General features: G+C 69.6%; 24 protein-coding genes and 1 pseudogene. 10 read left to right on the top strand and 15 right to left on the bottom strand.

What is annotated here, in order from left to right:
• Positions 1 to 10: 10 nt before the first annotated feature.
• Genes AB0259_RS10450 through AB0259_RS10460 form a run of 3 tightly spaced genes read right to left on the bottom strand, consistent with a single transcriptional unit; the run spans position 11 to position 3,026 of the window.
• Positions 11 to 1,369 carry an aspartate aminotransferase family protein gene (locus tag AB0259_RS10450; protein WP_366221833.1) on the bottom strand — a complete coding sequence of 453 codons (1,359 nt, stop codon included), beginning with the start codon at positions 1,367 to 1,369 and terminating at the stop codon, positions 11 to 13.
• 44 nt (positions 1,370 to 1,413) lie between these two features.
• Complete coding sequence (locus tag AB0259_RS10455) at positions 1,414 to 2,454, bottom strand: ABC transporter permease (protein ID WP_366221831.1); 1,041 nt, start codon at positions 2,452 to 2,454, stop codon at positions 1,414 to 1,416.
• The gene (locus AB0259_RS10460; protein ID WP_366222728.1) at positions 2,451 to 3,026 is read right to left on the bottom strand and encodes a hypothetical protein; all 576 of its coding nucleotides are present in this window, start codon (positions 3,024 to 3,026) and stop codon (positions 2,451 to 2,453) included. Before AB0259_RS10460 ends, AB0259_RS10455 begins: the two co-directional genes overlap by 4 nt.
• Before the next feature lie 28 nt (positions 3,027 to 3,054).
• Here AB0259_RS10460 and AB0259_RS10465 point away from each other — a divergent pair, with 28 nt between their 5' ends.
• Positions 3,055 to 3,357, top strand: a complete 303-nt coding sequence (locus AB0259_RS10465; protein ID WP_366222726.1) for a hypothetical protein — start codon at positions 3,055 to 3,057, stop codon at positions 3,355 to 3,357.
• Between the two features lie 117 nt (positions 3,358 to 3,474).
• On the opposite strand, the pseudogene AB0259_RS10470 reads toward AB0259_RS10465, so the two are convergent.
• The 3 genes and pseudogenes from AB0259_RS10470 to AB0259_RS10480 form a co-directional block, all read right to left on the bottom strand.
• Positions 3,475 to 3,918, bottom strand: a pseudogene (locus AB0259_RS10470) (ATP-binding cassette domain-containing protein); the annotation flags it as partial.
• Positions 3,919 to 3,985: 67 nt separating this feature from the next.
• Positions 3,986 to 4,966, bottom strand: coding sequence for a substrate-binding domain-containing protein (locus tag AB0259_RS10475; protein WP_366221829.1), 981 nt, complete (start codon positions 4,964 to 4,966; stop codon positions 3,986 to 3,988).
• 171 nt (positions 4,967 to 5,137) lie between these two features.
• Positions 5,138 to 5,908, bottom strand: coding sequence for a GntR family transcriptional regulator (locus tag AB0259_RS10480; RefSeq protein WP_366221827.1), 771 nt, complete (start codon positions 5,906 to 5,908; stop codon positions 5,138 to 5,140).
• Between the two features lie 283 nt (positions 5,909 to 6,191).
• Between AB0259_RS10480 and AB0259_RS10485 the strand changes: the two genes are divergently transcribed.
• Positions 6,192 to 8,153, top strand: coding sequence for an MDR family MFS transporter (locus AB0259_RS10485; protein WP_366222704.1), 1,962 nt, complete (start codon positions 6,192 to 6,194; stop codon positions 8,151 to 8,153).
• Between the two features lie 33 nt (positions 8,154 to 8,186).
• Here the strand turns inward: AB0259_RS10485 and AB0259_RS10490 are convergent, their stop codons facing one another.
• The 7 genes from AB0259_RS10490 to AB0259_RS10520 form a co-directional block, all read right to left on the bottom strand.
• Positions 8,187 to 9,575: an NAD(P)/FAD-dependent oxidoreductase gene (locus tag AB0259_RS10490; protein ID WP_366221822.1), complete on the bottom strand. Its 1,389-nt coding sequence runs from the start codon at positions 9,573 to 9,575 to the stop codon at positions 8,187 to 8,189.
• Entirely contained in the window at positions 9,572 to 10,459 is an 888-nt protein-coding gene (locus AB0259_RS10495) for a UbiA family prenyltransferase (protein WP_366222702.1), read from the bottom strand. Before AB0259_RS10495 ends, AB0259_RS10490 begins: the two co-directional genes overlap by 4 nt.
• Before the next feature lie 91 nt (positions 10,460 to 10,550).
• A complete protein-coding gene (locus AB0259_RS10500) occupies positions 10,551 to 11,468 on the bottom strand; it encodes an NmrA family NAD(P)-binding protein (protein ID WP_366221820.1) in 918 nt (305 codons plus the stop codon).
• A 77-nt stretch (positions 11,469 to 11,545) separates the two neighbouring features.
• Positions 11,546 to 12,046 carry a gluconokinase, GntK/IdnK-type gene (locus AB0259_RS10505; RefSeq protein WP_366221818.1) on the bottom strand — a complete coding sequence of 167 codons (501 nt, stop codon included), beginning with the start codon at positions 12,044 to 12,046 and terminating at the stop codon, positions 11,546 to 11,548.
• Positions 12,043 to 13,065 carry an L-idonate 5-dehydrogenase gene (locus tag AB0259_RS10510; RefSeq protein ID WP_366221814.1) on the bottom strand — a complete coding sequence of 341 codons (1,023 nt, stop codon included), beginning with the start codon at positions 13,063 to 13,065 and terminating at the stop codon, positions 12,043 to 12,045. The genes AB0259_RS10505 and AB0259_RS10510 overlap by 4 nt, the downstream gene beginning before the upstream one ends.
• 16 nt (positions 13,066 to 13,081) lie before the next feature.
• Complete coding sequence (locus AB0259_RS10515; protein WP_366221811.1) at positions 13,082 to 13,849, bottom strand: SDR family oxidoreductase; 768 nt, start codon at positions 13,847 to 13,849, stop codon at positions 13,082 to 13,084.
• A complete protein-coding gene (locus tag AB0259_RS10520; RefSeq protein ID WP_251577271.1) occupies positions 13,842 to 15,227 on the bottom strand; it encodes a GntP family permease in 1,386 nt (461 codons plus the stop codon). The genes AB0259_RS10515 and AB0259_RS10520 overlap by 8 nt, the downstream gene beginning before the upstream one ends.
• Before the next feature lie 138 nt (positions 15,228 to 15,365).
• On the opposite strand from AB0259_RS10520, the gene AB0259_RS10525 reads away from it, so the two are divergent.
• The 6 genes from AB0259_RS10525 (at position 15,366) to AB0259_RS10550 (ending at position 20,513) form a co-directional block, all read left to right on the top strand.
• Positions 15,366 to 16,070 carry an FCD domain-containing protein gene (locus AB0259_RS10525; protein WP_366221808.1) on the top strand — a complete coding sequence of 235 codons (705 nt, stop codon included), beginning with the start codon at positions 15,366 to 15,368 and terminating at the stop codon, positions 16,068 to 16,070.
• Between the two features lie 65 nt (positions 16,071 to 16,135).
• Positions 16,136 to 16,417 carry a metal-sensitive transcriptional regulator gene (locus AB0259_RS10530; protein ID WP_251577267.1) on the top strand — a complete coding sequence of 94 codons (282 nt, stop codon included), beginning with the start codon at positions 16,136 to 16,138 and terminating at the stop codon, positions 16,415 to 16,417.
• A 24-nt stretch (positions 16,418 to 16,441) separates the two neighbouring features.
• A complete protein-coding gene (locus AB0259_RS10535; RefSeq protein WP_366221806.1) occupies positions 16,442 to 16,723 on the top strand; it encodes a heavy metal-associated domain-containing protein in 282 nt (93 codons plus the stop codon).
• On the top strand, positions 16,720 to 18,897 hold the full coding sequence (locus tag AB0259_RS10540; protein WP_366221805.1) for a heavy metal translocating P-type ATPase: 2,178 nt from the start codon (positions 16,720 to 16,722) through the stop codon (positions 18,895 to 18,897). Before AB0259_RS10535 ends, AB0259_RS10540 begins: the two co-directional genes overlap by 4 nt.
• A 483-nt stretch (positions 18,898 to 19,380) precedes the next feature.
• Complete coding sequence (locus AB0259_RS10545) at positions 19,381 to 19,986, top strand: VanZ family protein (RefSeq protein WP_366221804.1); 606 nt, start codon at positions 19,381 to 19,383, stop codon at positions 19,984 to 19,986.
• Complete coding sequence (locus AB0259_RS10550; RefSeq protein WP_366221802.1) at positions 19,983 to 20,513, top strand: GNAT family N-acetyltransferase; 531 nt, start codon at positions 19,983 to 19,985, stop codon at positions 20,511 to 20,513. Before AB0259_RS10545 ends, AB0259_RS10550 begins: the two co-directional genes overlap by 4 nt.
• 67 nt (positions 20,514 to 20,580) lie before the next feature.
• On the opposite strand, the gene AB0259_RS10555 is transcribed toward AB0259_RS10550, so the two are convergent.
• Positions 20,581 to 20,751, bottom strand: a complete 171-nt coding sequence (locus AB0259_RS10555) for a CsbD family protein (RefSeq protein ID WP_251577255.1) — start codon at positions 20,749 to 20,751, stop codon at positions 20,581 to 20,583.
• Positions 20,752 to 20,875: 124 nt separating this feature from the next.
• On the opposite strand from AB0259_RS10555, the gene AB0259_RS10560 reads away from it, so the two are divergent.
• Both AB0259_RS10560 and AB0259_RS10565 read left to right on the top strand, forming a co-directional pair.
• Positions 20,876 to 21,304, top strand: coding sequence for an SRPBCC family protein (locus AB0259_RS10560; RefSeq protein ID WP_366221801.1), 429 nt, complete (start codon positions 20,876 to 20,878; stop codon positions 21,302 to 21,304).
• A 79-nt stretch (positions 21,305 to 21,383) separates the two neighbouring features.
• Positions 21,384 to 21,812: a hypothetical protein gene (locus tag AB0259_RS10565; protein WP_366221799.1), complete on the top strand. Its 429-nt coding sequence runs from the start codon at positions 21,384 to 21,386 to the stop codon at positions 21,810 to 21,812.
• A 1-nt stretch (position 21,813) separates the two neighbouring features.
• Here AB0259_RS10565 and AB0259_RS10570 read toward each other — a convergent pair whose 3' ends face one another.
• Entirely contained in the window at positions 21,814 to 22,551 is a 738-nt protein-coding gene (locus AB0259_RS10570) for an SDR family oxidoreductase (RefSeq protein ID WP_366221798.1), read from the bottom strand.
• Positions 22,552 to 22,553 lie beyond the last annotated feature (2 nt).

Below are 22,553 nucleotides of genomic sequence, written 5' to 3' on the forward strand. Positions count from 1 at the left end.
TCCGGCCGGCTCATCGAGGCGCGACCTCGTCGAGGACGCCCCCGAGGGTGTCGAGCAGGAGGTCGGCTTCGGGCTCCGCGAACACCAGCGGCGGCCGGATCTTCAGCACGTTGTTCCCCGGGCCAGCGACGCTGATGAGCACGTTCCGCTGACGGAGCGCATTCACGAGCTCGAGCGCCGTCACGGAGTCGGGGGTCTTCGTCTCGGGGTCCGTCACGATGTCGACGCCGATGTAGAGACCGGAACCACGCACGTCGCCGATGAGGGGGCGCCCCGCCGCGAGCGAGCGGATGCCTTCACGGATGAGGGAGCCGGTGCGGTCGACCGATCGGATGAGATCCGTCGACTGGATCACGTCGAGGACAGCCTGGGCGGCGGCGATGGAGACGGAGTTGCCGCCGAAGGTGTTGAAGTAGGGCACTTCTTGGCCGAACCGGGCGAGGATGTCGGCGCGGCCGGCGAGCGCGGCGACCGGGATGCCGTTGCCCATCGGTTTGCCCATCGACACGAGGTCGGCCTCGACGCCGTGACGTTCGAAGCCCCAGAATGTCTGTCCGGTGCGGACGAAGCCCGGTTGCACTTCATCGGCGATGAAGAGCGCGCCGTACTCGTGGACCACATCGATGGCGGGGGCGAGGAACCCTCGCGGATCGGGGAAGATGCCGTCCGAAGAGAAGATCGAGTCGGCGAGCAATGCGGCGGGGCGGATGCCGTGGTTCAGCAGGTCGTCGAATGCTTCTCGCACGCGATCGGCGAACCATGCCCCGATGTCGTCGGTCTCCACGCGGTAGGAGTCCGGGGCGGGGATGATGCGCACTGCGGCGTCATCAGGGAAGCCACCGGAGATCGCCGGCGACATCCGGCTCAGGAGTTCGGTCGTCCCGTGGTACGCCTCCGCGGTGACGACGATGCCCTGCCCTCCGGTCCACAGGCGAGCGACCCGGATGGCGAGGTCGTTCGACTCCGATCCGGAGTTGGTGAACATGATGGACCCGATGTGGTCGGGAAGCGTGGCCAGCAGCTGCTCGGAATAGGAGACGATCCCGTCCTGGAGGTACCGCGTGTGGGTGTTCAGCGTGCGCATCTGGCTGGCGACGGCATCCGCCACTGCGGGATGGGCGTGACCGACGCTGGGGACATTGTTGTAGGCGTCGAGGATCCGGGTGCCGTCGGCGTCGTAGATGTAGGCACCCGACCCGGACACCGCGTGGACGGGTTGCCGGTAGAACAGCCGATAGCTCGGTCCGAGGCTCGCCTGCCGTCGAAGGACGAGCTGTCGGGAGGCGGGCGGAAGTCCGTCGAGGTCGGCGATGCGAAAGCTGTTGCCGTCCATGATCGAAGAGAGCGAGACGGGCGCGTCAGTGGTCATGGGGTGGGTCCTTGTGGTTCGCGGGGAGTGACGGCGGGGAGTGATCAGCTGCGGACGGGTTCGGCGGTCTCGGTAGGGGCCTCCTCTGTGAGAGGGGTTCGCTCCGCAGTGCGCTCTTTCGCCAAGCGGTTCCATGCCGACTTCAGGACGCGCTGCAGGGTCTCGTCCAGGGAGATCGCGACGACGAGCGTGAGGCCGACGATCATGGTCTGCAGGAACTGGCTGACCCCGAGGATGACGAGGCCGTTCCGCAGCACACCGACGAACAGCAGTCCGGCGATGACGCCACTGATGCGGCCGGCGCCGCCGGCGACGGCGACGCCGCCGAGGAGGACGACCGTCAGCGCGCTGAACTCGAGCCCTTGCCCGGTCGTGGGGGAGCCCGCCTGCAGCTTCAGAGTCATCAGCGCGCCGGCGAACGCCGCGGCGACACCCGTCAGCATGAACAGGCGGAGTCGGACCGACCGCACGTTGATGCCCATGAGGAAGGCAGCGCGCTGATTGCCACCCGACGCGAGCAGCTGTCGACCGAACGGGCGGTGGTTGAGAACCCACCACGCGGCGACGGTGACGATCAGGAGCAGGAGCATCGGCAGGGGCACGACGCCGAACAGGGCGAAGCCGGCGATGGACCGCGACTCGGTCGGAAGACCCGTGATCGTCCGACCGTTCGTGAGGAACAGGGCGAGGCCGGCCCACACGTTGAGCAGGCCCAGGGTCACGACGAGCGGGTTCAGTCGCAGGTACTCGACCAGCACCCCGGTGACGATGCCCGTGACGACACCCGCTGCAGTGCCCGCGAGGATGCCGAGCCAGATGCTCCCGCTCGTCGTGGCCACCAACCCGCACGCCACGGAGCCGAGGCTGGCGACTGATCCGACGGAGAGGTCGATGGAGCCGCTCATGACGAGGTAGGCGAGTGGGATGGCGATGATGCCTACCTCCGCCATCGACAGCACGATCGTGATCAGGTTGCCCGGCTGAACGAACCGCGGGTTGAGCATCGTGAAGACGAGCACCAACAGGATCAGCGCGACGATCGCGCCGTTCTTGGCGAGCAGGATCTTCAGCTGGGTGATGTTCATGCGAACGCGCCCTTCGTGGGGATGAGGTCGAGGAGGGTCTGGAGGAGTGCGGAGTCGAAGTCAGGCGTTCGCGGAAGCTCAGCCATGCCTGCGCCGGAGAGCACATAGCTGCGATCGCACAGCCCGGCGATCTCATCGCTCTCGGCGCTGGCGACCAGCACGGTCGCGCCGTCGGCCGCTGCTTGTCGCACAGCGCGGCGGATGTCTGCTTTCGCCCCCACGTCGACACCCTGGGTCGGCTGCGCCAGCAGCAGCACCTTGGGGGCCGCCGGGTACAGCCACGCCGCCAGCAGGTGCTTCTGGCGGTTGCCGCCCGAGAACGCGGCGATCGGCGAGTCGGCGCCGGGACCGACGATGCCCAGCTGTCGCCGGGCATCGGCATAGCCGGCATTGCGTGCGCGATGCGTTGGCGCAACCTTCCGACCGTTCGCGCGCCTTCCCTGCCAGGGGAGATACACGTTGTCGCGGGCGGAGAGGCCGGCGATGAGGCCGTCGCGGTCGCGGTCCGCGACGACGAGATGCACACCCTGACGAATCGCCTCGAGACGTGCGGGCGCGGTAGTCGGAACCATCCAGGATCGCGGTGACGCCGCCGGCACCATGGAGGGCGTTGAGCAGCTCGAACTGCTCTCCGGCCGCGACCCCGAAGAGTCCGACGACCTCGCCCGCGTGGAAGCTCATGCGGTGAGGGCTCGTGATCTCCAGGACGAGCTCACCGACTGCCGCCGGGACATGGTCGGCGGTCTGGAGATCGGGGACGAGCGCGGTCGCGAGGGCGTCGGCGGTGAGGCCGGTGACGGGGAGTTCTCCGGCGACCTTTCCCTCGCGGAGGATCGCGACGCGGTCGCAGACCTCGATGATGTCCGGGAGACGGTGCGAGACGTAGATGACGGTGGTCCCTGATGCCGCGAGTCGACGGATGAGCCCGTGGAGGGCGTCTGTTTCCGCCTGACCGAGGGCGGCCGTGGGCTCATCGAGAAGGAGCACCTTCATCGCCCCGTGAAGCAGTCCGCGAGCCAGATCGACGACCTGGCGCTGGCCGAGCTCGAGTGTCGAGACCATCCTGTCGAGTGTGAGGTCATCGCCGCCCACCTCAACAAGTGCCGCGCGTGCGGCATCGCGGTCGGCTCTGGATCGTCCCGTGCGCCCTCGTCCGAGGTAGAGGTTGTCGAGGACGGTCAGGTTGCCCACGAGTGCCGGGGTCTGGTGGATGACGGTGATCCCGAGCTCCGCCGCCTGTCGAGGGGTGTCGGCGGTGACGTGCTCGCCGTCGATCAGCATCCGACCGCCTGTGGCTCGAACGGCGCCGGTCGCCACGTTCACGAGCGTCGACTTTCCGGCGCCGTTATGTCCGAGCAGGCCGACGATCTCGCCGGGGGCGAAGGTCAGGTGGACGCTGTCGAGCGCGCGGGTGACGCCGAAATCGACGGTGACGTCGTCGAAGGCGAGACGTGGCGTGGTCATGCGGAGCTCCTCATCTGGAAAGGGACGGGGCGGGGGCGACGTGCGGCGCCGCCCCCGGGGCTCGAGGTCAGCCGACGTAGTAGTCGTCGGCGTCCTCGGCGGTCACGAGGACGCCGGGCACGACGATGTCGCCGGTGTCCTTGCCCTCCGCGCCGTCGATGAGCAGCTGTGCGTTCGCCTCTGCGAGGTCCTGCGCCGGGACGACGAGCGAGGTCCGGTAGATGGATCCGTCGATCTTGATGAGGTCGAGCGTCTCGTTGGTGGCGTCTCGGCTCGCGAGGTAGAAGTCCGGATCGTCCGGCGAGACTCCGTCCTCGATCAGTGCCTGGTAGACCCCGAGGATCGTGTCATTGGACGCGCCCAGCCACACGTGGCTCTCCGGGTCGGCCGTCATCTGCGCTTTGGTGATGTTGTAGCCCTCTTCACGCGTGATCGCGGTCTGCTCGACGATCGAGGCGTCCGGTAGGACGGAGGTGAAGCCCTCGGACAGCCCGTCCATCGCCTCGGCCGAGAAGTCGCTGTCGCGGCTGCCGACCAGGACGACGGTGAGGTCGTCGTCGGCGCCGGCATCCTTCAGCTCGGTCGCGGCGTTGGCGGCGAGCTGGTATCCGCCGTCGTAGGAGTCGACGACCGTCGTGCCGGCGGTGCCCTCCCATCCGACGAGGTAGCCGAACACCGGGATGCCGGCTGCGGCGGCCTGCTGAGTGACCGGCACCATGGCGTCCGGCGTGACGGGGTAGCCCGCGATCGCCTTCACGTCTCCACGGTTGATCCATGCTTGCCAGCTCGAGACCTGTCGGTTCACGTCCCACTGGGGATCGTCTGTGAGGAACTCGTATCCGGCCGCTTCCACGATCGGGCGCATGATCTCCAGCTGGTCGTTCCAGATGGTGATGTCGGCTCCGGCGAACCCCATCGCGACGGCGCCTTTCGTCTCGGCCGCGCCACTGCCGGCGGCGGCGTCGGCGGTAGTGCTGCAGGCGGTCAGGCCCAGCGCGGCGATGGCGACGCCGGTTGCCAGGATCCGCTTGGTGACAGTGCTGTTCACGCGAAACTCCTCGGGAGGGATGGGGCTGCTCGGGTGTGCAGCCGGGAGTGGCTCTTCGAGGTCAAGGTTCGACGAGGACCATTTCTGGTCCGGCGGGGGGCTGTGAACGCCGTGTTAACGATGTCGCGGCCGGAGCGGCGACCATTTCTGGTCGTCGCTCAACGGAGCGGATCAGCGATCGCCGACGGCCGTTCGCACGATGAGACGCGTGAGTTCCGGGCGGAACAGATCGATGGATGCCTCGACCGGTGAACCGTCCGCGCGTCGGCTGACGCGGCGGAGTGCGAGCACGGGCGCCCACGGTTTGACGTCGAGGAGGTCGGCGACCTGCCGGGACGCCTGGACGACCTCGACCTGTTCTTCGGCGGTCGTCACTGTCACGCCGTAACGCGCGGCGAGGAGGGCGTACAGCGAGCCGATCGGGCTGTGCGAGAGCAGATCGGGGAACAGTTCCGCGTCGAGGAACATGCGCTCCAAGGACAGCGGCCGCGCGTCTGCCAATCGCAATCGAAGGAGGGATATCACGGGAGCGCCCGGGGCGAGGCTCAGTGCTGCGGCGATGCCGGGGGTCGCCTCCTCGACGGACTCGGAGAGGACGCGCGTGCTCGCCTCGAAACCTTGCTCGGCGAGCATCTGCGGGATCCCCTTGATGGCGTTGAGGTCCCGCTCGAGCTTGCGCTCATGCGCATCGAACAGTGTGGAGGACACAGGCGCGGACTCGGTCACGGCGGTGATGAAGGCCCCGCCGCTGCGCCCTTGGGACCGGACTACGGCGCCCTCCTTCTCGAGGACCTCGAGCGCGCGCCGCACCATGTTGCGGGAGATGCCCAATCGGTCAGCCAGCACCCGCTCGGCGGGGAGCTTTTCGAGACCCTGGGTGACGGCCGTGTCGACGAGGGCTCGCAGCGAATCGGCGGCTCTGACGAGCTCGGGGGTCTGCATCTGGTGGACTCACCCCCGGCCGGTCTCTTCCTGTCCTGCCTCGACGCTAATCGGTCGGCGTTTCGCTCGTGTTTCTCCCTGCCTGAGTGAACCTGTGGCGGGCAGGAATACGCCATGACCTCGCGCTCTTATGGTTGACTGAGCACAACTTTCTCCGCCGGTTCATCGGCGTCTCCCGCTGCGCGGGCCCTTCGGCGCGGCATCCCCATCGGCCTCTTCTGCCCTCCGAGGAATCGTGACCACTGCCACCTTGTCGACCCCGACCACCCGAAGCACGCCGGTCATGACCCACCGCCAGATCCTGTTCGTCATCTTCGGGCTCATGGCGGGCATGTTCCTGTCCGCGCTCGATCAGACCGTCGTCGGCACGGCGATCCGCACGATCGGCGACGACCTCAATGGTCTGAGTCAGCAGGCCTGGGTGACGACGGCCTACCTGATCGTGTCGACGATCTCGACTCCCATCTACGGGAAGCTCTCCGACATCTTCGGTCGACGGCCCCTCTTCCTCATCGCGATCGCCATCTTCATCGTCGGCTCCGTCGCCGCGAGCTTCTCGACGTCGATGGCCGAGCTCTCGGCTTTCCGTGCCATCCAGGGTCTCGGCGCCGGCGGCCTCATGTCGATGCCGCTCGCGATCATGGGCGACATCCTCGCCCCGCGGGAGCGCGCCAAGTATCAGGGGTACTTCCTCGCGGTCTTCGGCATCTCCTCGGTCATCGGACCGCTTGTCGGCGGTCTGTTCGCCGGCTCGGGCGAGATCCTCTTCATCGCAGGGTGGCGTTGGGTCTTCCTGATCAACGTCCCGATCGGTCTCATCGCGCTCGCGGTCGTCCTACGGTTCCTGCACATCCCGCGCCACCCGCACGGCGCGGTGCGGATCGACTGGTTCGGGGCTGCTGCGGTCATCATCGCCCTCGTTCCGCTGCTGCTCATCGCGGAACAGGGTCGCGAGTGGGGCTGGACCTCGCCCATCGCCATCGCCTGCTACGTCATCGGGGTGATCGGCATCATCGCCTTCATCCTCATCGAACGCGGCATGAAGGATGACGCGCTCATCCCGCTGAAGCTCTTCCGGTCGTCGACGTTCTCGATGGCGACCGTGATCGGCGTGTTCGTCGGCTTCGCGATGTTCGGCGCGATGCTCACGCTGCCGCTCTACCTGCAGCTCGTACTCGGCTCGACACCGACGGAGAGCGGCATCCAGCTGCTGCCGATGATCCTGGGCCTCATGATCTCGTCCATCGTCAGCGGTCAGATCATCGCCCGCACGGGGCACTACCGGATCTTCCCGACCATCGGCACCGCCCTCATGGCGCTCGGGTTCCTCACGCTGACCTTCGTCCGATTCGACACGTCGTACTGGCAGATCGCCGGATCGATGCTGCTGATCGGCCTCGGTCTCGGCCAGCTCATGCAGACGCTGACGATCGCCTCGCAGAACTCGGTCGGCCCGCGGGACATCGGCGTCGCGACCTCGGGTTCGACGTTCTTCCGTCAGATCGGCGGAACGCTCGGAACGGCCGTGCTCCTGTCGCTCCTGTTCACGCTCGTGCCACTCAACCTGCAGACCACCTTCAAGGATCAGCAGTCGCTCGCCGACGCGCTCGACGCGGCCCTCGACCCGACCGTCGCGACCGCCCCGGCCAACGCGGGCATCATGTCAAAGGTGTACGACCCGTTCGTGACTCAGATCTCCGACGCGGCGCTCTCGGGAGCGCAGCAGGGTGTCGACCAGGCGAAGGACGCGGCGGCCGACGCTGTGGCTGCACAGGTCTCGTCCGGCGCGATCCCCGCCGCCGCGCAACAGCAAGCGACGGCCGAAGCCCAGAAACAGGCGATCGAGCAGGCCGCGGCGAAGATCACCGAGCAGGTACCGGTCGCGCAGGTCGCCGCGGACGGGACGGTCACGCTGGACTTCACGGATGCCACGGCTCGCCGCGCATTCGTCGACCAGGCGGTCCCGCAGATCATCGACGGCATGTCGGGATCGTCCGACTCGTCCTTCGATGACAGCACGATGGACGACACGTCCTTCCTCAACGGCGCCGACCCGCGTCTGACGAAGCCGCTGCTCGTGTCGTTCAACGAGTCCACCGTCAGCGTCTACTGGGTCGCGCTGGGGGTGGCGCTCATCGCCTTCGTGCTGACGCTCTTCTTCCGCACCCCGCCGCTGCGTCAGAAGTCGGCGCTGCAGGAGTCGGCCGACGCCGCGCGTCAGCCCGAGGCGGTGGCACTCGGCTGACGGCCATCGCCGGTCCCCGGAGCGCGGGCCGGCTCAGACCGGATGCCGCCGCAGCAGCTCCGCGGCGACCATCATCGCCCCGCCGAGCACGGCCGGGATGCCGCCGCCGGGATGCACGGATGCGCCCACGCGCCAGAGCCACGGCGTGCGCGGGTCGTGATGCGCGGGCCGGTGCAGCGGACCGCTCATCCACAGCGGACGCGCGGCTCCGTACAGGGCGCCGTGGCGCTCGCCGAAGGTCCCGAAGTAGCGCGGGTCGAGGACCGCGGCATCCGTCATCGTGTCGGTGAGCAGCTGGTCGAGGCTCATCGTCCGCGAGATCCGCTCGACCTCGCGCCGCACGAACGGGTGCTCGAGGTCGTACCCCGACCCGTCGGCGGGGGCGGTCAGCAGGACGGCGACCGTGCTGCGCTCGTTCGGGTAGATCTCGCCCGCCCGGTACAGGTTCACGAACGCCATCGTGTCGGCCGGCTCGTCACCCGCGGCGAGGCTGCGGAACAGCGCATCGGGCTTGGTGGGGAGGATGACGCTGTGCGCCGCTATGCGCTCGGGCAGGGGCTCGCGCAGCGGGCCGTAGATCGCGACCGCCGAGCATGACAGGGCACGCGCACGTCGCGGCCGTCGGCCGAGCAGCGCGTCGACCCGGTCCGCATCGAGGGCGCTGACGACGACATCGGCCGGGAACGATCCACCGGCCGTGGTCACGCGTCCGCGTTCGATGCGCGTCACGGTCTCACCGGTGCGGATGTCGACGCCCGCGGCATCCGCCATCCGAGCCAGCGCGAGCGGGATCTCGTACACGCCGCCGCGGGGCACCCACACTCCGGACGCCGCCATGATCGCCGGCATGCTCGCGTAGAGCGCGGGCGTCTGCGACGGTGACACTCCGGCGTTGAGCGTGTGGATCGCGATGATCTCGCGCAGGCCCTCGGGCATCCACGTGAGGCCGTCGAGGTACGACCGCGTGCTGAGCCGCGGACCGTACACCGCGAGCAGCCGGCGCAGAGCCGGGAGCGAGCGCCGGTCGAGCGGGGCGGCCACGAGGAGCGCCGTCACGTCACCCGCCAGCGGAGCGTGCAGGTCGCTGAACCGCTTCCACGCCGGGTACCAGCGGTGATCGGGCGGTACCGGGAGCGTGACCTCTTCGCCGTCGTAGTAGTAGCGCCCCACCTCGGGCAGCCGCTCCAGCGCGAGGGAGCCGGCGTCCGCACCGAGGCGGCGGCACAGCTCGTCCCAGACTCCTGGGAAGGTCACGAGCGACGGCCCCGAGTCGATGCGCTCGCCGTCGACCTCGAGTCGTCGGCTCTTGCCGCCGACCCGGTCCGCGGCCTCGAGCAGGGTCACGTCGTGCCCGGCGCGAGCGAGAAGAGCGGATGCCGCCAGCCCGCCGAGCCCGGCACCGACCACCACGATGCGGCTCATCCGTACGCCTCGAAGAACATCTTCGCGAGCTGCAATCCGCTCGCGAGCGACCCTGCGACGTAGGGGAACGCGATCGACACCGGATACAGCCTCCGCCCGGTCGCGGGTGTCGGGCGCACCAGCATCCACACGACGAGGACACCGGCGATCGCGAGATTGAGGGCGGCGACCGGGATGCTGACGAACGCGAACAGCACGCTCGACGCCAGCCACCAGACGCCGCTCCACACCGCGGTGCCGCGCGGGCCGAGCAGCACCGCGGTGGTGCGGATGCCGGCCTCGCGATCCTCGTCGATGTCCTGCACGGCGTCGTAGGCATGCTTCGCGACGCTCCACACGAGCAGCCCCGCCACCGCCGGCCACAGCGGCGGGGCGCCCAGCGCCACCGGCACGATCAGGAGCGGCAGCCCGTAGGCGGCGTTGCTCAGCGAGTCGAGGAACGGTCGCTGCTTGAAGCGCAGCGGCGGCGCCGAGTAGAAGACGAACACCGCGGTGTAGAGCAGGATCAGCGCCACCGCGGGGGGCGGATATGCGATCACGAACCACAGGAGGAAGGGCACGTTGGTGATCGCGACCGCCCAGACGATGAGTCGCACCTCGCGCGGCTCGATCCGGGCGCCCTCGATGGATCCCTTCCGCGGGTTCAGCGCGTCGGTCTCCTGATCGAAGATGTCGTTCACGCCGTAGATCAGCAGGTTGAACGGCAGCGTCAACCACACGAGCAGGGGAATCGCCGCCGGATCGAGCAGCGCGCCCGTGAGCCACATGCCGAGCACGCCGGTGCCGATCGTGTTGATCCAGAGGACCGGGCGCGAGATGTGCACCAGGCGGCCGAGGGTCGACCAGGCGGAGACGCGGGATGCCGGTGCGCGGTGGTCGTCGATGGCGGGACTCCTCGGGTGGCGACGGCGCGGACGACCGTGTCCCGCGATTGTATGCGGCGTGGGTGCGTTGTGACGGGGGAAGCCCGCAGTCTCAGGCTGCGGGCGACCCGGTGCCGGCGAGCCACGGCTGCAGGATGTCGCGGGCTGTCGTCCAGGTCTGACGCCCGTAGCGGTCGTTGTCGATGTGGCGCAGTTCGCCCTCTCCGCTGAACATGCTCACGAAGTACTGCATCCCCTGCCAGGCGGGGAACGTCTCGTCGGGGTCGCGCGAGAGTCGTCGCCCTACCGCGGCCATGGCCGAGAGCGTCCCCGTCGTGCCCGCCCACTGCAGCGTGAACGTGCCGCCGCTGAGCTCGGTCGCGAGCTCCGCGACCTGCCGGGCGGTGACCCGGTCGCCGGCGACCTCGACGACGCGCGGAGCATCGGCGTCGAGGGCGACCAGCGCGACGGTCCGCGCGGTGTCGTCCTTCGTCGTGACGTCGAGCACCTGATCCGCCGACGACCAGTAGAGGACGCGTTTGCGGTCGCGGAGGATCAAGGGCGCCTGGCCCGCGAGCAGCTCGGTGAACATGCCGTTCAGCACCGATGCCGCCTGGATCGGGGCCGCATCGAGGTCGGCGGCGAACTCCCGGCGCAGTTCGAGGTTGCGGTTGGTCCCCGGGGTCAGGCGCCGATGATCGGCGGAGTAGTCCGACGGGAGGAAGCGGGGCACGCCGGCTGCGACCGCCGCGGCGAGGAGTGCGCGTTGCGCGTCGACGATGACCGGTCGCGTCCCGCTGACCGCCGAGACGACGACGTCGACACCGGATGCCGCGGCGACCAGTGCGTCGTGGTCCGCGTAGTCGGCGGTCACGATGTCTACCCGCGGGTCGTCGCCGAAGCGGTCGACGGCGGTCGAGGTGCCCGGCCGGGTCAGCACCCGGAGTCGGGTGTCGTGCGAGAGGAGCTCGCGGGAGATGCGGCTGCCGAGGTCGCCGGTTGCTCCGGCGACGAGAACGGTGGTGGTCACGAGAGCAGTCTGCGGGCGGCTGGAGGATCCGGGCGAGGGGTTGCGCTCCGCTGACGCCTCAGCCTCAGCCCGCGGGCTCAGTCCAGCGCGATGCGCGCCTGCCGTGCGACGTCGAGGATGCGTCCGACGTTCTCGACGGCGACGCCCGGCTCGTCGGCTTCGAGGTGCTCGAGGGTCGAGAGCTGCGAGGCGAGGAGCGCCGGCGGCATGAAGTGCTGACGCGACCGCATCCGACGGTCGAGTTCCTCAGACGAGACCAGCAGCTCCACGAAGCGGACGTCGGGCGCCGCGGCCCGGATGCGGTCGCGGTACCGGCGGGCGAGAGCCGAGCACGCGACGACGAGACCCGGGGCGTCGGCGAGAGTCCGGCCGACGACGTCGAGCCACGGTGTGCGGTCGTCGTCGTCGAGCGGGTGCCCGGCCTCCATCTTCGCCACGTTCGCGGCCGGATGCAGGTCGTCGGCGTCGACGAAGTCCACGCCCAGGTCGACCGCGAGCGCGGCTCCGACCGCGGTCTTGCCCGACCCGCTCGGTCCCATGACGACGACGCGGGGCGCAGAGGGGATGCCGGGTGTCATGCGTCCACCGTCGCAGATCCCAGCGTGACGATCACCTTGCTGCTGTCGGCGGGTCGTCGTGCCGTCTCGAACGCCTCGACGGCGTCGGCTGCGCCGAACTCGTGCGTGATCACCGCCTCGATCTCGGGTCGGCGAGCGAGGATCTCGATCGCCTCGTCGATCTCGTCCAGGAACCGGAACGCACCGGTGATGGTCGCCTCTTTCGAGATGAGCGGAGCGACGTTCACCCCCACCGGCTGATTCGGCAGCATCCCGATCTGTACGACGGTGCCGCGCCGTCGCACGGCGGCGATCGCCGACGACACCGCGGGTGCGGCACCGGAGCACTCCAGGACGACGTCGTAGGCGTCGGCAGGGATCTCATCCTCGCCCACGCGGTGCACCCCGTCGGCACCGAGGGCGAGGGCGCGCTCGAGCGGCTGGGGCAGCAGGTCGGTGATCTCGACGCTCGCAGCACCCGCCTCCTTCGCGGCGACGAGGGCGAGCAGGCCGATGGGACCGGCGCCACTGACGAGCACCCGCGCGCCCGCCAGCGAGCCGGCACGGCGCGCGCCGTGCACCGCGACCGCGAGCGGCTCGGCGAGCACCGCACGCCGCACCGGGAGCTCGGCGGGCAGCGCCCGGATCATCCCGGCATCCACGACGAGGTAGTCGCTCATCGCGCCCTGCGTGTGCGGCGTGGTCGCGGCACTGCCGAGGTAGCTGCCGCCGGGACGCAGGTGCGGCTCGACGGGAGTCGACCCTTCGGGGCCAAATCGTGCCGGATGCACGGTCACCGGCGTGCCGGGCTGCAGGCGCTCGGCAGGGTCGAGATCGACCCAGCCCGACAGCTCGTGCCCGGGCACGAGCGGTTCGGTGACGACGAAGGCACCGTTCGCGCCTTCCGCGTAGTAGTGCAGGTCCGATCCGCAGATCCCCACATAGCCCACGCGCACGCGGACCTGGCCCTCGCCGGGGACCGGAACGGGGTACTCGGTGACGGTGAGATCGAGTTTGCCGCCGATGACGACTGCGTCCATGTCAGTGCTCCTCGGGTCAGACGACGGCGGTCATGCCGCCGTCGACGAACAGGTTCTGGCCGTTCACGAAATCGCTCGCGGCCGACGCCAGGAAGACCAGGGGTCCCCGCAGCTCCTCGACGTCGCCCCACCGTCCGGCGGGGGTGCGCTGGGCGATCCAGTCCGAGAAGTCCGTGTCGGCGACGAGCGCCGCGTTCATCTCGGTCGCGAAGTAGCCCGGCGAGAGGGTGTTGACCTGGATGCCGTGGCGCGCCAGGTCTGCGGCCATCCCCCGGCTGAGCTGGGCGATGCCGCCCTTGCTCGCCGCGTACGGTGCGATGGTCTGACGTCCCAGCAGCGACTGCACGGACGCGATGTTGATGATCTTGCCGCTGCCCCGCGCGATCATGCCGGGCGCGACGAAGCGCGACACGTAGAAGGCGCTCGACAGGTTGCTCGAGATGACGGCATCCCAGTCCGCGACGGGGAACTCCGCGAACGGCGCGCGCCGCTGGATGCCGGCGTTGTTGACGAGGATGTCGGGGGTCCCGACCCGCTCGCTCAGTTCCGCGACGGCCGCCTCGACGGCGCTCGCGTCGGTGACGTCGAAGATCGTGGTGTCGGGACGGACGCCGGTGCGCTCGCCGATCACGTCGGCGCTGCGCGCGACCGCCGCGGCATCCCGTCCGTGAACGACCACCCGTGCGCCCGCGTCCACCAACCCGATCGCGAGGCTCTGGCCGAGCCCTCGGGACGATCCCGTCACGAGGGCCAGCCGATTGCTGAGGTCGAACGCGTCAGACAAGGGACACCGCGCCGAAGATCACGAGGACGAAGGCGAAGCCGACGACGGACTCGATCGCCTGCTGGACGGTCCACGTGCGCAGTGTGGTCTTCACGTCCATACCCATGAGGCGGCCGACCAGCCAGAACCCGGAGTCGTTGACGTGCCCGGCGAACACCGAGCCGGCCGCGGTGGCGAGGACGATACACGCGATCTGCAGCGGGCTGAACCCGCCCGAGACGACCGCCGGGGCGATGAGGCCCGCGGCGGTCACGAGGGCGACGGTCGCCGATCCCTGCGCCACGCGCAGGAGGAGGGCGATGAGGTACGCGGCGAAGATGACGGGCACGCCGAGGGAGGCGAGCGAGTCGGAGAGCGCGTCGCCGATGCCCGAGGCACGCAGGACGCCGCCGAACATGCCGCCGGCTCCCGTGATGAGGACCACCGAGCAGATCGGACCGAGCGCGGACTCGACGATCTTCTCCATCGCGCTGCCGCCGACACCGCGCCGGGTGCCGAGGACGAGCATGGCCACGAGCACCGAGATGAGGAGCGCGATCTGGCTCGTGCCGATCAGGCGCAGCGCCTGCACCCAGATCGCGTCGCCGTCGACGGCGCCGCCCGACACGAGCGCGGCCGTGCCGGTGTTGAGCAGGATGAGGACGAGCGGGATCGCGATGACGCCGATGACCGTGCCGGCCTTGGGCGGGTTGGCGGGCTGAACGTCCTCGCTGCCGAAGAGGTTCGGGATGGCGAGGGGGAAGCGGCGGTCGGTGAACTTCGCCCACAGGTAACCGCTGACGTACCAGGTGGGGAGGGCGACGACCAGACCGATGAGCAGGACGAGGCCGAGGTTGGCGCCGTAGGTCTCGCTCGCCGTGATGGGGCCGGGGTGCGGCGGCACGAAGACGTGCATCACCGAGAAGGCCGCGGCGGCGGAGATGCCGTAGAGCAGCATGTGCTTGCCGCCGATGCGGCGGGCCACGGCGAAGATGATCGGCAGCATGACGATCAGGCCGGCGTCGAAGAACATCGGGAAGCCCATGATGAGCGACGCGACGCTGAGGGCGAGGGCGGCGCGCTTCTCACCGAAGACCGAGACCATCTTCTCTGCGAGCACGCGCGCTCCGCCGGAGCTCTCGACGAGGGCGCCGAGGATGGCACCGAAACCGACGAGCAGCGCGACCGTTCCCACCGTGGAGCTGAAGCTCTCGATCAGGACGGTGCCGATGCTGTCGACGGGGATGCCGGTGGCCAGCGCCGTCAGCAGCGAGACCAGCACGAGCACCAGGAACGCGTGCAGACGCACCTTGATGATCAGGAAAAGGATCAACGCGACGGCTCCGGCCGCGATCAGCAGGAGCGGAACCGCTCCGAGTGTCTGAGTCCACTCATCCATGGGTTGTGTTCTCCAGTGAATCGTCCCCGTGCCGGGTCCGTTCCCGACAGCGGACCCACGGTGCCACATAAGTAGTACTTTTCGCAAGCGAATGATCCTACTTTTCGCGATAGCGTGAGCCAGCGAGGAAGGACACCGATGCCCACGCCCGTCACCACCGCATCCCATGCCCACATCGTCGAGACCTTGGGTCGACGCATCGTCGGGGGCGAGTTGCCCGCGGGCACCGGGCTCACGCTCGCGGGCCTCGAGGAGACCTTCGCGGCGTCGCGGACGGTCGTCCGTGAAGCGGTGCGCGTCCTCGAGACGCACGGACTCCTCACGTCTCGGCGCCGGGTGGGGATCGTCGTCCGCCCCCTCTCGGAGTGGGACGTCCTCAACGCCGAGATCATCGAGTGGTCGCTCGACAGCCCGCGCCGGCGCGACGTCCTCATCGAGCTCACCGAGCTGCGCGTCGCCGTCGAACCCGTCGCGGCGCGGCTCGCCGCGGGGCGTGCGAGCGCGGCCGAGCGTGAGGAGCTGCTGCGATGGGCGACCCTGCTCAGCGATCTGGGCGGCCGGGGGCACGGCGACTCCGAGGAGTACCTCGACGCCGACATCGCCTACCACCGGCTGCTGTTGCGCACCTCGGGCAACCCGCTCTTCCTGCGACTGAGCGAACCGATCGCCGAGATCCTCCGCGGACGCGCCGTCCGAGGACTGACGCCCGGGATGCCGCGGGTCGGGACCCTCGAGGCGCACCTCGCGACGGCGCAGGCCATCTTCGACGGCCGGGGAGCGGATGCCGAGGCGTCGGCGCGGGAGCACCTGACGCTCGTGTCGGGCGAGGTCGAGGAGGTCTGACCGCGCGGCGCGGAGAGGCATCCGCTCCGTTGACGAAGATACCCTAGGGGGGTACCGTATCTTTCGTGAACGGATACGACGCCCACAAGGACGACCTGCAGAAGCGACTGCGTCGGGTAGAGGGCCAGGTGCGCGGCATCGCGCGCATGGTCGACGAGGACAAGTACTGCATCGACATCCTCACGCAGGTGTCTGCGGCGACGAAGGCCCTCGAGACCGTCGCGCTGTCACTGCTCGCCGACCACCTCAGCCACTGCGTCGCCGAGGCGAGCGCCGAGGGCGGCCAGGTCGCCGCCGACAAGATCCGCGAGGCGAACGACGCGATCGCGCGCCTCGTCCGCTCCTGACCCGCCGACACCCGGAGGAACGACATGACCGAACGCATCCAGCTCGGACTCACCGACGTGTCGACGTCGACGAGCGCCCCGGCATCCGCGGTGAACGAGAAGATCCTCGTCACCGGCATGACGTGCGCGCACTGCGTCGCGAGCGTCCGCGAGGAGCTGTCCGAGATCGAAGGGGTCGAGGGCGTCTCCGTCGATCTCGTCGCCGGCGGCACCTCGCACGTCACAGTGCACAGCGCGAGCCCCATCGATGACGCCGCACTGACAGCCGCCGTCGAGGAGGCCGGCTACACCCGGGTGTCGGCGTGACCCTCACCGACGTCGAGCTCGACATCTCCGGGATGACGTGCGCGTCGTGCGCCACCCGGATCGAGCGCAAGCTCAACAAGCTGCCCGGCGTCGAGGCATCCGTCAACTACGCGACCGAGAAGGCGCGCGTGAGGGCCGACGGCGTCGACACCGCCCAACTCATCGCGACCGTCGAGGCCGCGGGGTATGCGGCGACGGTCCCGGTGCCCGAGCCGGGGGTGACCGAGCCGGATGACGAGACGAAGCCGCTCCGCAACCGTCTGCTGATCAGCGCCGCACTGTCGCTGCCCGTCGCGGTGCTGTCGATGGTCCCCGCGCTGCAGTTCGAGTACTGGCAGTGGCTTTCGCTGACCCTCGCGGCTCCCGTCGCGGTGTGGGGTGCGTGGCCGTTCCACCGTGCGGCGGCCGTCAACCTCCGCCACGGCGCCGCGACGATGGACACCCTCATCAGCCTCGGCGTCATCGCCTCGTTCGGCTGGTCGCTGTACGCGCTGTTCTTCGGCGGCGCGGGCATGCCGGGCATGACCATGACCTTCACGCTGATCGGTGCGCCGCGCGCGGGCGGGCACGAGATCTACCTCGAGGTCGCCGCGCTCGTCACCGTCTTCATCCTCGCCGGGCGCTACATCGAGGCCGGTGCGAAGCGGGCGTCATCCGAGGCGCTGCGCGCGCTGCTCGAACTCGGAGCGACGGATGCCGCGAAGCTGCAGAACGGCGCGGAGGTGCGGGTCCCCGTGTCGCAGCTCGTCGTCGGCGACACGGTCGTCGTGCGTCCGGGCGAGAAGATCCCGTCGGACGGCCTCGTCACCGCGGGCATGAGCAGTGTCGACGCGAGCATGCTCACCGGTGAGTCGATGCCCGTCGAGGTCGCCGAGGGGTCCCGTGTCGTCGGCGCGACCATCAACGTCGGCGGTCGTCTCGAGGTGCAGATCACACGTGTCGGCGCCGACACCGAGCTCGCGCGGATGCGGCGGCTCATGGAGGAGGCGCAGACCGGGAAGGCCGAGGTCCAGCGCCTCGCCGACCGCGTCTCGGCCGTCTTCGTGCCCGTCGTGATCGGGCTCGCACTGGTCGCGCTCATCGGGTGGACGCTCGCCGGAGCATCGTGGGAGCTCGCCTTCACCGCGGCGGTCGCGACGCTCATCATCGCCTGCCCGTGTGCGCTGGGTCTGGCGACCCCGACCGCGCTGCTGGTCGGCACCGGACGCGGGTCGCAGCTGGGCATCCTCATCCGCGGGCCGCAGGTGCTCGAGCAGACGCGCACCGTCGATACGATCGTCCTCGACAAGACCGGCACCGTCACGACGGGGCGCATGAGTGTGACCGAGGTGCTGCCTCTCGGCGTGTCCCGGGAGTCGCTGCTGGCCGTCGCGGCGGCGGTGGAGTCGGGGTCGGAGCACCCGGTCGCGCAGGCAATCGCCGCCGCGTCCGCACCCGGCAGCGTCGAGTCCTTCCAGTCGCACGCCGGTTTCGGTGTGCAGGGGATCGTCGACGGCGCTGCGGTCGTCGCGGGTCGCCCGTCGTGGCTCGCGGAGCAGTGGGCCGTGGCGGTGCCCGCGGATCTGCCCGAGGGCACGGTCGTCGCCGTCGCGCGTGACGGCGCGTACCTCGGCGCGATCGTCGTCGCCGACACCGTCAAGCCCTCGAGCGCCGCCGCAGTCGCACGGTTCCGCGAGCTCGGACTCGAGCCGATCCTGCTGACGGGCGACACTGCCTCATCCGCCGCGCGGGTCGCCGCCGAGGTCGGCATCGAGCGCATCGAAGCCGGCGTCACGCCGTCAGGCAAGCTCGAGACCATACGGCGTCTGCAGGGCGAGGGGCGGGTCGTGGCGATGGTCGGCGACGGGGTCAACGACGCCGCGGCGCTCGCCGCCGCCGACCTCGGGATCGCGATGGGGGGCGGAACGGATGCCGCGATCGCCGCATCCGACATCACCGTCGTCTCGGGCGACCCTCTTGTCGTCGCCGACGCGGTGCGCCTGGCCCGCCGCACCCTCGGGATCATCAAGGGCAACCTGTTCTGGGCGTTCGCCTACAACGTCGCCGCCATCCCGCTCGCGATGGCGGCCCTGCTGAATCCGCTCGTGGCCGCTGCGGCGATGGCGCTGTCGTCGGTATTCGTGGTGACGAACAGCCTGCGCTTGCGCGGGTTGCAGGCGGTGGGGCGGGGCTGAGGGGGACCGTTCGCGGATGCGATAGTTCGCACGCGACACGCCGAGGCGCGGCATCCATCACCCGCGTGTCGCCTCGAATCCATTGCATCGGCGTGCAGCAGGAGCCGAGCCCACGGCGAGGTCGGCCGTGCGCGGGGTGGTTCGCGGATGCAATAGATCGGGCACGACGCGCCGAGGCCTGGCATCCGTTACTCGCGTGTCGGCCCAGATCTATCGCAGCGGTCTACGCCGGGGACTGCCAGCTCGCCGCGCCCTCGACGGCGTGACACCATCGGACCATAACTGACGCCGTCTACGCCGAGCTCGACCGGCTGCTGGCCGAACGCGATCGAGACGACATGGCACCCGGTGACGGATGCAATGGATCCGGCGCGACATGCGGGTGGGGGATGCCGGTGCGCGGCGCGTCGCGCGGCATCCCTTGGATCGGCGTACAGAGCACCGCGGTCAGCCCAAACCGGTCGCCTCGGATAGGGTCCCGGAGTGTCCACAAACCCTTTCGGCGAGGTCCCCGTCCTGCCAGTGGCGATCCCGCTCGGCGTCGCACTGTTCGTGCTCTCGATCGCGGTGCTGGCGCGGAGCACGAAGCTCACGTGGGCTCGGGCCGCGACGGCCGCCGTCGTCGCCGTCTACGCCGCCGGAATCTTCGCGAACACGATCTTCCCGATCTACCTGTCTCCCGTCGACAGCGGCGAGCCGTGGACCCCGAAGCTCGCGCTGGTGCCGTTCTACGACTACGAGGTCGACGACGCGCTCATGAACATCGCGGTCTTCGTGCCGCTGGGAGTCCTGATCCCGCTCCTCTTGCGTCGCTCGTCATGGGTGAAGGTCGTCCTGACCGCCGTGTCGGTCAGTCTGGGGATCGAGCTCGCGCAGCTGGCGGCGCAAGCCTTCTTCGCCGGCGGTCACATCGCCGACGTCAACGACCTGATGTGGAACACGGTGGGCGGCGTCGTCGGCTACGCGGTCTACCTCCTTGCCCTGCGGATCCCGGGCCTGTCCTCGCTCGTCCGGATGTTCCGCTGGCATGACGACTCGTCTGCGCCCGATGCTTCGCAACGCCGGCGTGAGGCGAGAACGGCGGCATGACGATCACCGAACCGAGCTGGGCGCACCCGGACCCGGCGACCTCCGGCATCCGACTCGACCTCATCCCGAGCGGGGTCTTGCACGCGCTGGCACGAGGCGAGACCGACGCGATCGGCTCGCCGTACCTCGCCGGACCCGTGTGCGCCAGCCTGTGGCGTGTGCGCAGTGAGCAGATCCTCGCGACACCGGCAGACCACCCGTGGGTGACGCGGCTCATCGTCGACCCCGCCGTCCCGATGCCCGTCGGCGTCGCCGGCTTCCACGGAGCGCCGGACGAGAGGGGCATGGTCGAGGTCGGGTACCGCGTCGACCCCGCATGGCGTCGTCGCGGCTACGCCCGGCGCGCTCTCGAGATCCTCATCGCCGAGGCGCAGCAGCATCCCGACGCGAAGATCATCCGGGCGACCATCAGCCCTGACAACGCTCCGTCGATCTCGCTCGTCACCGATTACGGGTTCGCGCAGAACGGCGAACAGTGGGATGACGAGGACGGACTCGAGATCATCTACGAAACGGCGGCCTCGTAGCGCCGCCGCACGAGCGAGGGGCCCCACCGGCTGACCGGCGGGGCCCCTCGCGCATTCTCGGGCTGGCTTACTTGAACGCGTCCTTGACGTTCTCGCCGGCCTTCTTGAGGTTCGCTTCACGCTGGTCGGCTTCGCCCTCGCGGCGAAGGTCCTCGTCACCGCGGTGCTCGCCCAGGGCTTCCTTCGCCTTGCCGGCAATGTCCTGCGCAGCGTTCTTGATCTTGTCGTCGAGACCCATCTCACACTCCTCAGTTCGTGGGATCCCAGAATCCGGCTGGGGACGATTCCGCTCAACCGCTTGATTTCGGCGCCGATCGGTGGATGCCGGATCCCGCGACCCGCCCCGCACCTAGGGTGAGGACATGTTCACCGTCACCGAGTCCGTCACCATCGACCGTCCGGTGGATGAGGTGTTCGCCTTCTTCACCGAGGGCCGCGCGCGCTGGGATGAGTCCGTCATCTCCGAGGAGCTCACCTCCCCGCCGCCGGTCGGCGTCGGCTCGACCCTGCACACCCGGATGCGGGCGGTCGGGCGTGAGTTCGCCTTCGACTGGCGGGTCACGGACTACGAACCGGGGTCGCGCATGGCAGTGACCAGCACGAGTGGGATCATGCCGACCTCGTCGGAGCTGGTGTTCGCCGACGCGAACGGGGCGACGCTCGTGACCGTGCGCATCGAAGCTGAGCCGACCGGGATGATGCGCCTCGCGCAGGGGATGATCGCCGGCGAGGTGCGCTCGACGCTCGAGACCTCGCTCAGCAAGGCGAAGCGGATCCTCGAGCAGGGCTGAGCCGACGTCATCCCCCCGTCGGACACGGATGCCTCGCGAGGCCGATGAGCTCGGCGCGGCATCCCCGTAGACAGGAGGCATGAACCGCGCGCTCGCCGTCCTGTCCCTCGCCGCCCTCGCCACCGGTCTGACGACCGCCTGCGCGCCCACATCGAGCGACGTCGAGGAGCATGTGCTCGACGCGGTCGCCGACCAGTCGAGCCTGCCCGTCGCCGACCTGCTCCCCGAGGACGGCGCAAAGCGATTCACCATCGCCTGCCCATACGAGAGCGCGGCGGACGTCGCCGCCCGACTCGACGTCGACGCGAAGGCCGTCCCCGACCTCTCGAGCCGCGACGGCGTGCAGGCCCTGATCGTGGTGACGGCCACGGGAATCGACGCGGGCGAGTTCGAACGCGATCGCGTCGACCTGTGCTCGCTCGGCGACGCATGGCCCGCCTACCCCGGCGATGTCGATACCGTGCTCACGGTCACCCGGGAGGACGACGTCTACGTCGTGACCCGTTGACCTACTTCACGAACGGGCGGATGGTAGTGAACCCGCCGTCGACGGGGACCACCTGACCTGTGATGCGGGCGGCATCCGTCGACAGCAGCCAGTCCATGACCGCCGCCACCTCGTCGGCGGACTGCACCCCGCCCAGCGGATACTGCTTCTCGGCGCCTTCACGCTGCATCGGAACCGACAGCATGCCGGCTGTCATCGGGGTGTCGGTCATCCCCGGCGCGACGGCGTTCACTCGGATGCCGCGGCTCGCATACGTCGCGGCGGCGCTCCGAACGAGGGCCTCGACGCCGCCCTTCGCCGCGGCGATCGCCTCGTGATTCGCGACGCCGATGCGCGCGACGACCGAGCTCGCGAACACCGCAGCTCCGGGTTCCTTGCCGGTCGCCTCGAGCCAGGCCTGCAGGATCCAGATGCTGCTCTCGAGGTTGACCCGCAGGATGTCGCGCGCGGCATCCGCTTTTGTCCGATGCAGCGGCGTGATGAGCGTGCTGCCGACGGCGTGCGCCAACCATGCGGGCGCGTCGCCCAGCTCGGTCCGGCATCCGTCGAGCGCTGCTGCGGCGCCCTCGGGCGTCGTCACGTCGGCCTCGATGTGCGCGTCCGCGTCGGTGGAAGCCAGGGAGGCGGCATCCCGCCCGACGGCGGCGACGCGGAGGCCGCGAGCGCGCAGGCGCGCGACGAGGGCGCTCCCCACTCCGCCACGCGCGCCGGTCACGAAGGCGATGTCGGTCGAGGTCATGG

Source organism: Microbacterium sp. NPDC080005, assembly GCF_040702445.1.
Classification (GTDB): domain Bacteria; phylum Actinomycetota; class Actinomycetes; order Actinomycetales; family Microbacteriaceae; genus Microbacterium; species Microbacterium oleivorans_D.

Excerpts from the sequence above, each read along its gene's own strand:
- AB0259_RS10510 (WP_366221814.1), bottom strand. The coding sequence starts at position 13,065 with ATGGACGCAGTCGTCATCGGCGGCAAACTCGATCTCACCGTCACCGAG.
- AB0259_RS10450 (WP_366221833.1), bottom strand. The coding sequence starts at position 1,369 with ATGACCACTGACGCGCCCGTCTCGCTCTCTTCGATCATGGACGGCAAC.
- AB0259_RS10505 (WP_366221818.1), bottom strand. The coding sequence starts at position 12,046 with ATGACACCCGGCATCCCCTCTGCGCCCCGCGTCGTCGTCATGGGACCG.
- AB0259_RS10570 (WP_366221798.1), bottom strand. The coding sequence starts at position 22,551 with ATGACCTCGACCGACATCGCCTTCGTGACCGGCGCGCGTGGCGGAGTG.
- AB0259_RS10565 (WP_366221799.1), top strand. The coding sequence starts at position 21,384 with ATGAACCGCGCGCTCGCCGTCCTGTCCCTCGCCGCCCTCGCCACCGGT.
- AB0259_RS10555 (WP_251577255.1), bottom strand. The coding sequence starts at position 20,751 with ATGGGTCTCGACGACAAGATCAAGAACGCTGCGCAGGACATTGCCGGC.
- AB0259_RS10480 (WP_366221827.1), bottom strand. The coding sequence starts at position 5,908 with ATGCAGACCCCCGAGCTCGTCAGAGCCGCCGATTCGCTGCGAGCCCTC.
- AB0259_RS10535 (WP_366221806.1), top strand. The coding sequence starts at position 16,442 with ATGACCGAACGCATCCAGCTCGGACTCACCGACGTGTCGACGTCGACG.
- AB0259_RS10465 (WP_366222726.1), top strand. The coding sequence starts at position 3,055 with ATGGAGGGCGTTGAGCAGCTCGAACTGCTCTCCGGCCGCGACCCCGAA.
- AB0259_RS10560 (WP_366221801.1), top strand. The coding sequence starts at position 20,876 with ATGTTCACCGTCACCGAGTCCGTCACCATCGACCGTCCGGTGGATGAG.
- AB0259_RS10550 (WP_366221802.1), top strand. The coding sequence starts at position 19,983 with ATGACGATCACCGAACCGAGCTGGGCGCACCCGGACCCGGCGACCTCC.
- AB0259_RS10525 (WP_366221808.1), top strand. The coding sequence starts at position 15,366 with ATGCCCACGCCCGTCACCACCGCATCCCATGCCCACATCGTCGAGACC.
- AB0259_RS10490 (WP_366221822.1), bottom strand. The coding sequence starts at position 9,575 with ATGAGCCGCATCGTGGTGGTCGGTGCCGGGCTCGGCGGGCTGGCGGCA.
- AB0259_RS10460 (WP_366222728.1), bottom strand. The coding sequence starts at position 3,026 with ATGGTTCCGACTACCGCGCCCGCACGTCTCGAGGCGATTCGTCAGGGT.
- AB0259_RS10455 (WP_366221831.1), bottom strand. The coding sequence starts at position 2,454 with ATGAACATCACCCAGCTGAAGATCCTGCTCGCCAAGAACGGCGCGATC.
- AB0259_RS10485 (WP_366222704.1), top strand. The coding sequence starts at position 6,192 with ATGACCCACCGCCAGATCCTGTTCGTCATCTTCGGGCTCATGGCGGGC.
- AB0259_RS10520 (WP_251577271.1), bottom strand. The coding sequence starts at position 15,227 with ATGGATGAGTGGACTCAGACACTCGGAGCGGTTCCGCTCCTGCTGATC.